The sequence below is a fragment of the Corynebacterium pyruviciproducens ATCC BAA-1742 genome (assembly GCF_000411375.1).
Classification (GTDB): Bacteria; Actinomycetota; Actinomycetes; order Mycobacteriales; family Mycobacteriaceae; genus Corynebacterium; species Corynebacterium pyruviciproducens.
On the sequence record NZ_KE150446.1, the window covers coordinates 936,206 to 949,406 of the forward strand.

At 59.5% G+C, this 13,201-nt stretch carries 10 protein-coding genes; 2 read left to right on the forward strand and 8 right to left on the reverse strand.

Annotated elements, in window-relative coordinates; translation table 11 throughout:
* Positions 1–32 precede the first annotated feature (32 nt).
* The 8 genes from HMPREF1219_RS04050 to mqo all read right to left on the reverse strand — a co-directional run bounded on the left by HMPREF1219_RS04050 (position 33) and on the right by mqo (position 9,688).
* Positions 33–1,523, reverse strand: a complete 1,491-nt coding sequence (locus HMPREF1219_RS04050) for an MFS transporter (RefSeq protein ID WP_016459232.1) — start codon at positions 1,521–1,523, stop codon at positions 33–35.
* Entirely contained in the window at positions 1,520–2,311 is a 792-nt protein-coding gene (gene cobA, locus HMPREF1219_RS04055) for a uroporphyrinogen-III C-methyltransferase (protein ID WP_016459233.1), read from the reverse strand. The genes HMPREF1219_RS04050 and cobA overlap by 4 nt, the downstream gene beginning before the upstream one ends.
* Before the next feature lie 14 nt (positions 2,312–2,325).
* Complete coding sequence (locus HMPREF1219_RS04060) at positions 2,326–3,798, reverse strand: cobyrinic acid a,c-diamide synthase CobB (RefSeq protein ID WP_051120511.1); 1,473 nt, start codon at positions 3,796–3,798, stop codon at positions 2,326–2,328.
* Between the two features lie 11 nt (positions 3,799–3,809).
* Complete coding sequence (gene cobO, locus HMPREF1219_RS04065) at positions 3,810–4,418, reverse strand: cob(I)yrinic acid a,c-diamide adenosyltransferase (RefSeq protein WP_040426864.1); 609 nt, start codon at positions 4,416–4,418, stop codon at positions 3,810–3,812.
* A gap of 235 nt (positions 4,419–4,653) precedes the next feature.
* Positions 4,654–5,559 (reverse strand): VOC family protein, encoded by a 906-nt coding sequence (locus HMPREF1219_RS04070; RefSeq protein ID WP_016459236.1) that lies wholly within the window; start codon positions 5,557–5,559, stop codon positions 4,654–4,656.
* A gap of 606 nt (positions 5,560–6,165) precedes the next feature.
* Entirely contained in the window at positions 6,166–6,918 is a 753-nt protein-coding gene (locus HMPREF1219_RS04075; RefSeq protein ID WP_040426868.1) for a VWA domain-containing protein, read from the reverse strand.
* A gap of 19 nt (positions 6,919–6,937) precedes the next feature.
* On the reverse strand, positions 6,938–8,182 hold the full coding sequence (locus HMPREF1219_RS04080; protein WP_016459238.1) for a magnesium chelatase ATPase subunit I: 1,245 nt from the start codon (positions 8,180–8,182) through the stop codon (positions 6,938–6,940).
* Between the two features lie 6 nt (positions 8,183–8,188).
* Positions 8,189–9,688: a malate dehydrogenase (quinone) gene (gene mqo, locus HMPREF1219_RS04085; protein ID WP_016459239.1), complete on the reverse strand. Its 1,500-nt coding sequence runs from the start codon at positions 9,686–9,688 to the stop codon at positions 8,189–8,191.
* 667 nt (positions 9,689–10,355) lie between these two features.
* On the opposite strand from mqo, the gene HMPREF1219_RS04090 reads away from it, so the two are divergent.
* The gene (locus tag HMPREF1219_RS04090) at positions 10,356–11,423 is read left to right on the forward strand and encodes an alpha/beta hydrolase (RefSeq protein ID WP_016459240.1); all 1,068 of its coding nucleotides are present in this window, start codon (positions 10,356–10,358) and stop codon (positions 11,421–11,423) included.
* Between the two features lie 250 nt (positions 11,424–11,673).
* The gene (gene mtr, locus HMPREF1219_RS04095) at positions 11,674–13,056 is read left to right on the forward strand and encodes a mycothione reductase (RefSeq protein WP_016459241.1); all 1,383 of its coding nucleotides are present in this window, start codon (positions 11,674–11,676) and stop codon (positions 13,054–13,056) included.
* Positions 13,057–13,201 lie beyond the last annotated feature (145 nt).

Genomic DNA, 13,201 nt, shown 5'->3' on the forward strand with positions numbered 1-13,201 from the left:
GACATTACCCTCTAGCGACGGATTTCTTCCCACTAGCCCTGGTTGGCGAGCTCCTCGGCCACCTTGCCTTCCCGGATGTCCTCGGGCGTGAACCGCACGAGAGTGAGGCAGATGATCACCACAAGTGCTGCTAGTGTCGCGCAGATGAGCAGCGAATCTGTGTATCCCGCTCCCAACGCGTCGCGCTCTACGTTGTTAAGCAGGCTGCGGTCGAGGGACTCGAAACCTGGGTCGCCCAGAGCGCTGCGGGCAACACGCTCGGAGAAAGCCGTCACGCCGGCGAGCCCCAGCGGGCCACCGAGCGTTTGGCACACAAGCGAGGTGGCTGTCAGAGGCCCCACTTCGTCTGGGGTCACCCCGGCGACGACGGACAGGGTGAGCGGGATGAGGACGATGCCGATTCCCGCACCGATGATGAGTATGGGAATGAGGAGATCGGGCCAGTACGACGCGCTCGTATCGAGGGTGGAGCCGTAAACAAAGCCGCCGATGAGAATTGCACCGCCCACCGCAGCGATGTAGCGCGGTGCCACCGTTTCAGCGACTTTGCCGGCCAGTGCGGAGCCCGCACCCAGGGCGAACGCGAACGGGATAAACGCGAGCCCCGCCTGCAGCGGAGTGTACTGCAGGACCTCCTGCACAAAGAGCGCCACCTGCACCGTCATCGCCATCATGAGCGCGCCGACGAGCAGCAGGCACACGAACACCGCGGCCCGCGAACGGTTGGCAAACATGCTCAAAGGCAAAACAGGGTGGGTGGCGTTTCGCTGAGAGAGGAAGAACGCAACGAGAACGATCACGCCGAGGATAAGGGCCGCGACGATGAGTGGCGAGGCACCGCTGCCACCGGCGGTCAGTCCGAATACGAGGAGCGTGGAGGCACCGGTGGCGAGCACCGCTCCCCGCACATCAAGAGACATCTTTGCAGTCTCTCCCACGTGACGCAGGTGACGGGTACCCAGCAGCAGGATGAGCACGCCGATTGGAACGTTAATGAGGAAAATCCACCGCCAGGAGGCCTGAGTCAAGGCCCCACCGATGACCAAGCCGAGCACCGAGCCTAAGCCCGTCATCATGGCGAATACAGAAAACGCCTGGTTGCGTGCCTTACCAGGGGCAAAAGTGACAACGAGCAGTGCCATCGCGGTGGGCGAGGCGATCGCGGCGCCGAGCCCCTGCACTACCCTGGCGGCAAGAAGGAGCTCCGCGCTCGTGGTCACGCCACACGCGAGAGAGGCGAGGGTGAATAACCCCACGCCGAGGAGGAACACTTTCTTCCTGCCGAACACGTCGCCGATGCGCCCGCCCAGCAGGAGCAGCCCACCGTAGGCCAGCGCGTACGCTGTAACCACCCAGCTGCGGAGTTCGTCGGTAAGCCCCAAGTCCTGCTGAATACGTGCAAGAGCGAGGTTGACCACTGTCCCGTCGAGCACAACCATGAGTTGGAGTGCACACAACACGATGAGCGGCCAGCCGTACGCCGAGCCGGTTACTGAGTAGGCGACGCGCTGCGATTGACTCATAGACCTGCGACTTCTCCAATCACGTAGACGGCGGGCGGGCGAACGCCGTTGGCCTCAATCACGGACCCCAGCTCCCCGAGCTGGCACCGGAAGGACCGCTGCCGGTCGGTCGTGCCCTCCTCAATAAGTGCCACCGGGGTGGTTTCGGGCCGGCCGTTGGCGATAAGGCTCGCGGCAATCGCTGGTGCGTTTTTCACACCCATGATGACGGCCAGGGTACCACCGGTGCACGCAAGCGCCGCCCAATCATTGAGCGACTTCTCATGGCCGGGTGGCAGGTGGCCGGAAATGACGGTAAAGCTGTGTACCAATCCGCGCTGCGTGATGGGGACTCCGGCGGCCGCCGGAACGGAAATCGCTGAGGTCACCCCAGGGATGACGTGCACGCTGATCCCCGCCTGCGTGAGCACCTGGACCTCTTCGAACCCGCGACCAAAAACGAACGGATCGCCACCTTTGAGGCGCGCGACTATCTTCCCCTCGCGGGCGAAATCGACGAGCATCTCATTGGTCTTTTCCTGCGATACTTTGCGCCCGTACGGAAGTTTGGACACGTCCACCACCTGCTTGTCAGTGGTATCGATGAGCTCGTCCAACACACTCGACGGCCCGAGGTGGTCCGTGAGAATAACATCGGCTGCTTCCAGCGCCTTTAGCCCCCTCAACGTGATGAGATCTGCGGCACCCGGCCCGCCGCCGATGAGGAAAACCATCCCGGGTGTGGGGCGGAACTCGGTCACGTATTCTCCGCGGGCACCATCCACGCCCTCGTGCTCACTGTGTTTCATAAGAATCCAGTGTATTAGCTTCCTGCCAAGTGACCGAACCGCCAGCAGGCCGACACGAACCTCCCCAGGTTATTCTTTGTTGCCGCAGGGTGTGTGTGCAGGTAACTTGCGTGCACGTTGCGTGTGACAAACCCCTCGGTTACACGATCACCTTGCCAGGTTTCCCAGCCCCACGCTGGGGACACAGCATCGCTCGTCCGCGCCACAGCGGAGGTGTTCTCCTGGGGGACAAGGCTCGTGTGGTGAAATTCGTGGCCAGCTACGGTCTCTCCGGCGGCAAAGAGTACGCTCTCGCTCTCCGCGTGCGCCTGCCTATACCCCAACGTCAACCGGCCAGTCATGGAAGCGTTCCGGGGAATCACCCCGGCCATTGGTTTGCCATCGAGGCTCGCGCACAGTGTGAGGAGGCCGGCGCACTCTGCATACACGGGCATCCCGCGGGCGGCCTCGTCGTGGATGTGGTGCAGCAACCGCGTGTTCGCGCTCAGGGGTTCCACGTGCTCCTCCGGGAAACCACCGGGGATGATAAGCCCGTCGCACTTTGGTAGTTGCTCAGTGAGAGGATCGAAGGGAATCACCTGCGCCCCGGCGGCCTCGAGGACCTCTGGCAACTCCGAGTACACAAAGGTGAAAGCGGGTCCAGCGGCGAGAGCGATACGCACTCGGCCGTGTACTGGGGAGTCCACCGTGGGGCTCCACGCGGGGCCGGAGTACGAGACAGAGGAAAGCCCCGTCAGCGCGTCGAGGTCCACATTGTTTGCTACTATCTCACCCATTCGCGCGACCGCTTGCTCTGCGGCAGCACCGGATTCCTCAGCTGTGATTAGCCCCAGGTGGCGTGACGGCACAGCGATGTCTTTCACCCGCGGAATCGCTCCCACAACAGGGATTCCTGTCTCCTCGATAGCGCGTGTGCAGGCCGCCACGTGTCTGGTACTGCCCACATTGTTGAGGATGACTCCGGCGACGTGGACACCGGGATCGAAGGTAGACAGGCCATGGATGATGGCCCCCGCCGTGGCACTCACGCCCCTGACGCCGAGCACGAGGACAATGGGGAGCCCGATGAGACCAGCGATTTCCGCTGTGGACCCCGGGAACCGCGCCTCACCAGGTTCCCGGTCGCCCGGTTCCGGGGAGCGGGTGGCTATTCGACCGTCGAAAAGCCCCATAACCCCCTCAACGACGGAGATCTCCGCCCCCGCACAACCGTGGGCGTACAGAGGCCCGATAAGCTCGCGCCCACACAGGAACGAGTCGAGATTTCGCCCCGGCCGGCCAGTGGCAATCGCGTGATACGAGGGGTCGATGAAGTCCGGTCCGACCTTAAATGGCGCCACCGTGCGGTCTTTCGCCAGCGCCGCCATGAGCCCCGTGGCCACGGTCGTCTTCCCAGTGCCACTACCGCTACCGGCGATGACCACGCCAGGAACGAGAGTCGGGGACGAATGAGATGCCCGTCCGCCACCAACGGCCGTGGTGACCAGAGGATTCGCGCTTACCACTCGATGCCCTTCTGCCCCTTGCGCCCCTCATCCATGGGATGCTTTATTTTCCGCATCTCTGTGACCAGGTCGGCCACCTCGATAAGCCGCGGGTGGGCACGCCTGCCTGTCATCACCACGTGCTGCGTCCCTGGGCGATGGGTCAAGGTGTGGCAGACATCGTCGATGTCGATCCATCCCCACTCGATGGGGTAGGTGAACTCGTCCAGCAGGTAAAAATCGTGGGTCTCGTTGGCAAGCCGTCGCTTCACCTCGTCCCAGCCCTGCTTGGCCGCCTCGGCGGGGTCGATGCCGTCGGACTTCTTCTTAATCCAGCTCCAGCCCTGCCCCATCTTGTGCCACTCCACGGCGGGGGCGCCCTCGAGCCCGGCGAGGGTGGTAAAAACGGCCTCCTCCCCCACTTTCCACTTGGGTGATTTCACAAACTGAAACACGCCGATGGAAAATTTTTGGTTGTACGCGCGCAGCGCCATCCCAAACGCTGCCGTGGATTTCCCCTTCCCATCACCGGTGAACACAGCAGTGACCGGCAGTTGCCGGCGTTGGCGGGTAGTAAGCCCATCGTTGGGCAAGGCGCGAGAATCTACATGTCCTTGAGGCATACTCCCATCGTAGACGCAGCTGAAGCAGACACCACACGCCCGGCTTGCTCATGACGGCCCGTATTGAAACACGGGCCACACGTGAAGGTGAAAAGGAAACGTCAGTGAGGAAGATGCCAGTGCTGGACACAAGGAAAAACGCGACATCAAAGCACTGACTGCTCCCATGTCGCGTTTTCCTATTTACCTATTCTCACGCTTCATACGGTTCCGAAAGGAAACGATAGGCGTAGCTCTACAGGTCGGCCAACTCGATTTTTTCCATGGACCAGAGTTTTTCCATCGTCGGCCCGTCTTCCGCCTTGGAGGCCATGTGATCAGGAACAACCATCCAGTTGATGCCGTACTTGTCTGTGCATAACCCCGGGAATCCACTGGGCTCTTCATTGGCGGCGAGTTGATCCCACAGAGTGTCGATCTCTTCCTGGTCCTTACAGAAGATGGCGAACACCGTCGAGCGCCGGGGAGAGGACTCGGTAGGAACACCCGCGTCTTGGAACACAAAGCACTGCCCCAGAACTTGCACGGCGCAGAACAACAATGATTTCTTCGTTACAAGTCCATCATCTTCTGGGTAACACAGTGTTTCATCGACAATGTGCTCGGGGAACACCTCAGTGTAGAAATCGACGGCTTCGGAAGCTTGGTTTTGGTATTGTCCCCCGAAAGCGATGGAGGGGACAAGGAATTGACGCTTCTTACCATCTGAAATGGTGACCATGATCTCCCAGGTCACGCCGTAGCGATCCCTGACGATGCCGGCACTGCGGCCGCCGGGGAAGGATTCAAAGTCGACGAGAACCTCTCCCCCATCGCACAGTTTCTCCCACGTTTCTTCGGCGCGGTGATACATCTGCGGATCATCGATTCCCTGAAAATTCGCGATGAAAGAGACAGACTCATCGGTATCCACTGGGACAGGAGCGTTGATGAAATAGAGGATGGAGTTACCGATGGTCAGCTTGGCGCCCATCGTTTGGCCAGCGACCTCCGGGTGTTCGTGCAACAGGCCACAGGTGTCCGGATCACTTGGGTAGTGGTACACCTTCTCTACTCGAGCGTTGTAAAATGCACGGTCGTAGAAGTCAATCGCCTCATCGAGTTCGTCATCGAAGCGCATGACGGGGACTATGAAACTCACTCGAGTGCCCTTTCCTTGAATTTTTACCTACTCATGTACCACGCGTTACAGCTATAGCCACTCACTGTTTCTTCATACCGCCATTCTAGGGGCAGATTCGCCGTGAGAAGCATGCCAGGCAACACGTGACGATCATTCATCTGAGAAAATCTCAGCCACACATTTCAGGCCCGAAGACACAACCGCATGGTTGTGCCTTCGGGCAACAAAAGCGTCGTGAGAACGCCCCTTAAAGGACCTTCTCTAAGATTCCTGACCCACTCCTTAGCTTTAACATTAACTCTATCAAAATTTCTTAGATTCTCACAACTTGCCACGTTCATAAAATGTGCTACGCGCAGGGTTTTTATCCACCTAACGGAAGAATTCAATCAATCCTTAGTTTCTCAGGCGTTTCTTATTTTTCCGAATATTTTCATTTCACAGGTTTCCATCCCCCCCACCTTCGAATGGAAAACTTAGCCCCCGGGTTTCAATATATGGTCCGACCATTGCCGGAATGCTCGCCCCCTGCAAGGTTCAATGCTGAAGGTTATTACATTAAACCCAGGTTTCAGGGGTATCTCTCAACCACAATATCACCCCCAATTGTGTTTTACACTACATTTACACCGAGAATGCTCGGACGGAATTCGTCGCTGCGCTTTCAAACTCCGTTAGGGACACCACCGGAGCATTCATGGCGTGAGCGACATCGTGGGCTAGGTTCAGCCGGACCCTCCCGCGCCCCGTCTCACAATCAATGACGAGACTCCCCGTATCGCTGCGGTCGGCGAACGCACGCCCCACCTTCTTCACTCGGCGCAAGCCATCCGTTGCCCGCCCGTCAGTGAGAACTATGGCGATCGAACGAAGCCCCGGCGCTTTGAACACCTCTCGCTCAACCATCCGATAGGCGCATTCCAACCCCGCAGCGAGCGGGGTCTTCCCGCCGATGCGCGCGTTCGCGATGCGCTCCTTAGCTATCTCCACTGACCTCGTCGGGGGGACAAGAACGGTTGGCTTCTTGCCACGCACGCTGATCACGGCAACCTTGTCACGGCGCCGGTACGCATCCTGCAGAATCGACACACACGCACCGCTGACCGCCTTCAACCGGTCGTGCGCAGCTACCGAACCCGACGCGTCGACGACGAAAACAACGAGGTTAGCCTCCGTCCCCAGGCGAATCGCGCCGCGCAGATCACGAGGCTCAAAGTCCACCCCGCTCTCATCTACATGCGCGCCTCTTTCCGCAGCCGCGACAAGCGTTCCCAGTAGGTGCAGACCGTGCCCCTGCCCCAGCGGTGCCGGACGCACTGCCTCTCCTCGGTGCGAGTAGGAGCGAGAACGACGCCCCAGCGGGCCACCTTCTCCCATACCCTGCTTGGTGACGAGGCTAGGGACGAAAGGGCGCGCCCTGAACGGCGCGGTCCTCCTTGTTCGCCAGAGGAGCAGTTGTAGAGGTGTCCACCGGGTCCTCTGCCGACGCCGACGGTAACGAATCTGCGCTGGCAGCGGGCGGTGTTGGGGCACCGTTATCTGACGATCGGTTATCGGTTGTGTCCCCGGCGCCGCCGTCCTGCAAATTTTCGCCTTGCGGCTCCGCATCCACCTGCTGTTCATCCGTTTCGGCTTGCTCGGCGTTATTTTCGTCTTCTGCCTGCGGCGTGTCCTCGTCATCGCCCGGGTCCTCCGGAAGCGGCTGATTCATAAGCTCATCGAGCTTTTCTTCATCCATCTCCGGGCTATCAAAGGGGTTGCGTCGCATGCGGTGCGGGAGAGCAAGCTCGGCCGCCACGCGAATATCCTCATCGGTGATTCCCCGCTCCTTGTGGTTGGCAGCGCCCTCAGCCTCAGCACGAGCCAACCGCCACGCGGCATGAGCTGCTGCTGCGCGGGCGATAACAAGATCGGCTCGCATTCCGTCGACATCGAATCCCGCACAGACAATCGCAATGCGTTGGAAATTGTTCGTTGTTAAGTCGAGCTCGTCCACGATTTCCTGCGCGCGGACGAGCGCGGCCGAAACCGCGTTCTCCTCGTCACAGAACTGCGCAACAAATCGCTCGGGGTCACTCTCAAATTCCATCCGGCGCCGGATGACATCAACGCGTTGACCCACGTCGTGGGAGGCCACCACATCAACGGCCAATCCGAAGCGATCCAGCAGCTGAGGACGCAGCTCCCCTTCCTCCGGATTCATCGTTCCCACCAGCACAAATTGGGCCTGCTCAGTGTGAGAAATGGAGTCTCTCTCCACGGTCACGCGACCGGTTGCAGCGGCATCGAGGAGAATATCGACAAGGTGGTCGCTGAGGAGGTTAACCTCGTCGACGTACAGAATGCCGCCGTTGGCCTCACTCAACAAACCGGGCCGAAACTCCGCGTGCCCCGTGGTGAGCACCTTCTCCAGATCGAGGGAACCAACAACGCGATCTTCCGTCGCCCCCAACGGAAGGTTGACCAGCTGCCCCTGAGGCATGAGCGCGGCAAAACCACGGGCGGTCGTAGTTTTGGCGGTGCCTTTTTCCCCGCGCACAACAACACCCCCAATCCGAGGGCTGATCGCAGTCAAGATTAGCGCAAGTTTGAGCTGATCCTGACCAACAACAGCAGTAAACGGATAGAGGGTGTTGATCATCGGGGTTTAGTCCTCCAGTTCGAGAGTCTTCTGTGTCCTTTCCCACTGCTCGTTGAACAGGTCGACGTTGCTGGTCAAACGGACACCATAGGATGGGATCATTTCCTTGATCTTGTCGCCCCACTCAATCATGTGATCGCCGAAGCAGTGCTCCAACAGCTCAATCATGATAGACGGGGTGATGGACGCGCCCGGGGACGCACCCAAAACACCAGCAATCGTACCATCGGAGTGGTAGATAAGCTGCGTGCCGAACTGCAATTTACCAAAGCTCGGGCCTACCACCGGGGCGATGACCTGGACACGCTGCCCGGCCTCAACGAGCTCCCAATCCTCCGCCTTGGCAGTCGGCATGTACTCGCGGAGAGCCTCAATCCGATCGTCTTGATCCTTGAGTACCTCTTCGATGAGGTACTTGGTCAGTGGCATTTCTTGGACGCCAACGGACAGCATGGAGAACAGGTTGGTAGGACGGAAGGACTTTGGAAGATCCAGCCACGAGCCCTTCTTCAGGAACTTCGGGGTCCACCCAGCGTACGGGCCGAACAGCAAGCTGCGCTCGCCATCAATAACGCGAGTATCGAGGTGCGGGACAGACATCGGCGGTGCACCGATCTTTGCCTTTCCGTAGACCTTTGCTTCGTGCTGCTCCACGATTTCGGGGTTGGTGCAGCGCAGCCACTGGCCGCCGACAGGGAATCCACCGAAACCGCGGATCTCCGGAATACCGGACTTCATGAGTAGCGGAAGAGCATAACCGCCAGCCCCCACGAACACGAAGTGTGCGTGCACGCACTTTTGGTCGCCGGTGTGGATGTTCTTTACGTACACTTTCCAGCCGGTTCCATCCTTGCGCAGGTTGAACACCTCGTGCCCGTAGTAGACCTGCGTGCCCTGCTCAACGGAGTGGTTAAGGAACTGCTTGGTCAGGTTTCCGTAGTTAATATCCGTACCGATCTTCGTCCAGCTGATGGCCACCGGCTCGTGGTTGAAGTTACGGCCCTTGGCCATCAGTGGCAACTTCTCGGAGAACACCTCTTTATCGTCCGAGAACTGCATCCCCGGGAACAGCGGGTGCTTGACCAGCGTGTCGTAGCGCTTGTGAAGGAAGTCAACTTGCTCTTGCCCCTGAGCGAAGGACACGTGCGGGACCGGGTTGATGAATCCACGGGGGTCCTTGAGAACTCCGGTTTCCACCTGATGAGACCAGAACTGACGCGACTGCTGGAACTTCTCGTTGATGGTCACCGCCTTGGTCACGTCAATCCGGCCGTTGACCTCCGGGGTGTAGTTCAGCTCGCACAGCGCGGAGTGGCCGGTACCCGCATTATTCCACGGGGATGATGACTCCTGAGCCGGCGCATCCAGGCGCTCGAAAAGAATCTGCGACCATTCCGGCTCGAGGGCGTGAATCATGGCACCAAGAGTGGCGCTCATAATGCCCCCGCCGATCAGGACAACATCTGCTTCGTCACTGACTTTCTTCGGGAGTTTGTTACCTAACATATATAGAACCACTTCCTGCATCTCGTAAATGATCAACGCACGCCGTCGAAAGCACCGCTACCCGGCGCGCCGTCCCCAAGCTCACCCTGGGGCCGAAACTGTGCGACACGGAATCCGGAGACCATCCGGCAACGTCCCGTTTACGGCAGCTGAGGCCTACCCGCGCAACCTGTTCGGCCCCGCAGAAGCTTCAGTTTCCCCGCATGGAACGCCACTCCACATAGCTACAACACACTCCAACTATGTACCGAACTGGAGTGCGAGGTGTGTGCTTTCGGTTGCTTCAGAGTGTACCCCCACCTCTCACCCACAGGGTTCTGGTTATGTGAGTGAGACCCCAAATTGGCACGTTATTGCCCCTAATTGGGTGTATAGAGGTGAATGATTTCACGTTGCGAATGCGACCGTTGCTTACCTCACTATCGGCCACGCATCCGCGCAATTTGTTCCCCATCTCACACTTGGCGCACCGCGGCACCGCGTGTGGCCCCCGGTTTCTTACTTCTAGCATAGGTTTTTGTGCTGATCACGCCTTCGCGCTACCGGGGCCGTTTCCCCTACGTTTACCGCCTCGCCCGACGCACGCACGCCGCACGCCGGCAGCGCGCCTCGAGTTATCCCTGGGTTATGCCGGTCGTGCGGGGTGCAATGGAATATGCTTGCACCCATGACAGGAGAAAAGAGGGAACAGCACGGTTCGGAGGCTGCACATCTCAGCGATGACGTGGCCGCCCCCCACTGGGTAGAGGATCTCCTCGGCCCCGATTTTCAGCAGGTAACGATCCCGCTTGCCGACGATCCAGATGGCGAAGGTGAGATCGTAGCGACTCTCGTCCGGCATCTCCCCGGTGGGGTGACGGAAAGCCAGTTGCACGAGCGTCCGGCGATCCTCTACGTTCACGGCCTGTCTGATTACTTCTTCCAGACTCACGAGGCAGAGTTTTTTACAGATCAAGGCTTCGCTTTTTACGGTCTTGATCTGCGCAAGTGTGGCCGCTCGCACCGCCCCGGCCAAACCTGGCACTACGTGTCTGATCTTTCCTTCCACTTTGAGGAGATTTCCGCGGCAGCCTCGATCATCTGCGCACACCACGATTCCCTCATCCCCATGGGACACTCCACCGGTGGCCTCATTCTCCCGCTGTGGGTGGACCATGTTCAGCACACGGCACAGGGCGATTTCCCCTTTGCTTCGAGGCTGTCTGGACTCATCCTCAACAGCCCGTGGCTCGGCATGCAGTACAACCCGGCGCTCGTGGTCGGCGCGAAGCTGGCATCTCTCGTCATGTCGCGGGTGAGCCCCATGACGGAGATTAAAGCCCCCGGCGGCGGCCTGTCTGCCTACGGCAAGTCCGTGAGTAAGTCGCACTACGGCGAGTGGGAGTTTGACGAGACCATGAAACCGGTCGAGGGCCACCCGGTCTACTGGGGGTTCATTGCAACCGTCATGGCTTACCAGGACACAATTCAACACGGAAAGGTGCACTGCGACCTGCCTATCTTGGTGTTGAGCTCAGCTAAATCGTGGCTGAATAAGCCGTATTCGGCGGCTACCGATACTGCCGATGCTGTTCTCAACGTGCACGATGTGGCCGCGTACGCACCCAAGCTTGGCCCGTCCGTTGACCTGCGGGAGATCGAAAGCGCACGGCACGATATTTTCCTGTCGCTTCCCACACCGCGCAAGAAAGCTTTCGAGCTTACACTCGACTGGCTTCGCGCCCTGCAGGCGTAGCGTTCTTCTCCCGTCGCGCCGTACCTCAAGGCGCGCCTCTCATTCGCCACCACTGTGGCGCACCCTCCCTGCCTTGGCTTTGCTTGTCGACGCGCAACTGGTGGTTCTCCACACGGTTGTCTCCCGAGTTGCGGTTCGACTTCCCCACGGCAGAGGGAGAACTCATCTCGTAGACTTGATTCCTAGTGGCACCATGACTGAATATTCGTCATGGGGAGCGTGGACAAGACAGAAAGAGTGAGTGGACACTATGACAAGCACGGCCCATTTTGACCTCATCATCGTAGGCACGGGCAGCGGCAATATGATCCCCGACGACAGGTTCGACGATCTGTCCATCGCCATCGTTGAAGAAGACCGCTTCGGTGGCACCTGCCTCAACGTGGGGTGTATTCCCACCAAGATGTTCGTCTATGCTGCAGACCGCGCACTGGAGGCCAGCGATTCCTCCGCGCTGAGTCTCACCACATCGTACGATTCCGTCGACTGGGCGGACGTGCAGGAGCGCGTTTTTGGCAAGCGCATTGACCCGATCGCCGCGGGCGGTGAGGCGTACCGCCGGGGTGATGAAACCCCGAACATCACGGTTTTTGACCAGCACGCTCGCTTTGTTGGCCCCCGCACCCTTGCCACCGGCCAAGGCCCCACGGAATGGACAATCACCGGCGACACCATCATCCTGGCCACCGGAGCCCGCACCAACGTGCTCGACGTGGTGAAGAACTCCGGCATCCGCTACTACACCAATAAAGACATCATGCGGATGGAGAAGCTGCCTGCGTCCATGATTATCCAGGGCGGTGGAGTGATCGCAGCAGAGTTTGCACATGTCTTTTCGGCCTTGGGCACCAAGGTGAGCATCATCAACAGGTCTGAGAAGCTGCTGAAGAACCTCGACGCGGATATCCGCGATCGGTTTAACGAGATTGCCGCCTCCCGCTGGGATCTGCACCTGGGGCACACTATCGAATCCCTGTCTACGGGTGCCGATGGCTCCATCACTGCAGTCCTTGACGACGGCACTACCGTGACCGCCGATGTGTTCCTCGCCGCGACGGGCAGGCGACCCAACGGTGACCTCCTGAACCTGGAGGCAGCAGGAATCAAACACGAACGCGGGCTTATCACCGTGGACAAGTATGGTCGCACCTCCGCGGAGGGTGTGTGGGCCCTGGGTGATGCCTCCAACACGTTCCAGCTCAAACACGTCGCCAACGCGGAGGCGAAGGCCGTCGCTCACAACGTTCTTCACCCGGATGATCTCAAGGAGTACCCGCACGATGTCGTCCCGGCAGGCATCTTTACTCATCCTCAGATCGCTACCGTGGGCCTCACCGAGGAAGAGGCGCGCAACAGGTGCGACACAGTAACGGTGAAGGTGCAAAAGTACGGCGATGTGGCATTCGGCTGGGCGATGGAAGATACGACCGGCCTGGTCAAGGTCATCGGTGACTCCTCCACTGGGAAACTCCTCGGCGCGCACCTAATTGGTCCGCAAGCCACCACGCTCATTCAAACGTTTATCACCGGTCTTGTGTGGGATATCGGCTACAAGGAGCTCGCACACAACCAGTATTGGATCCACCCGGCGTTGCCAGAGGTGGTGGAAAACGCGCTGCTCGGCCTGGACTAATTCCTTCCCCAAGGGGTCGGAGAGCTGCCTTGACCGGCCACTGCAATTCTGTTTTCTGTAGCAGGGTTGCTGGAAGTTTCTGCGCTGGCGGAAAATCGGAATAGTATCGGAAGTGAAAAGCACACGACACGCACGATGGGAGGAC

Bases quoted from the DNA above. Each gene is read 5' to 3' on its own strand.
- HMPREF1219_RS04050 (WP_016459232.1), bottom strand. From the start codon at position 1,523: ATGAGTCAATCGCAGCGCGTCGCCTACTCAGTAACCGGCTCGGCGTAC.
- cobA (WP_016459233.1), bottom strand. From the start codon at position 2,311: ATGAAACACAGTGAGCACGAGGGCGTGGATGGTGCCCGCGGAGAATAC.
- cobO (WP_040426864.1), bottom strand. From the start codon at position 4,418: ATGCCTCAAGGACATGTAGATTCTCGCGCCTTGCCCAACGATGGGCTT.
- HMPREF1219_RS04075 (WP_040426868.1), bottom strand. From the start codon at position 6,918: ATGGGAGAAGGTGGCCCGCTGGGGCGTCGTTCTCGCTCCTACTCGCAC.
- HMPREF1219_RS04080 (WP_016459238.1), bottom strand. From the start codon at position 8,182: ATGATCAACACCCTCTATCCGTTTACTGCTGTTGTTGGTCAGGATCAG.
- mqo (WP_016459239.1), bottom strand. From the start codon at position 9,688: ATGTTAGGTAACAAACTCCCGAAGAAAGTCAGTGACGAAGCAGATGTT.
- HMPREF1219_RS04090 (WP_016459240.1), top strand. From the start codon at position 10,356: ATGACAGGAGAAAAGAGGGAACAGCACGGTTCGGAGGCTGCACATCTC.
- mtr (WP_016459241.1), top strand. From the start codon at position 11,674: ATGACAAGCACGGCCCATTTTGACCTCATCATCGTAGGCACGGGCAGC.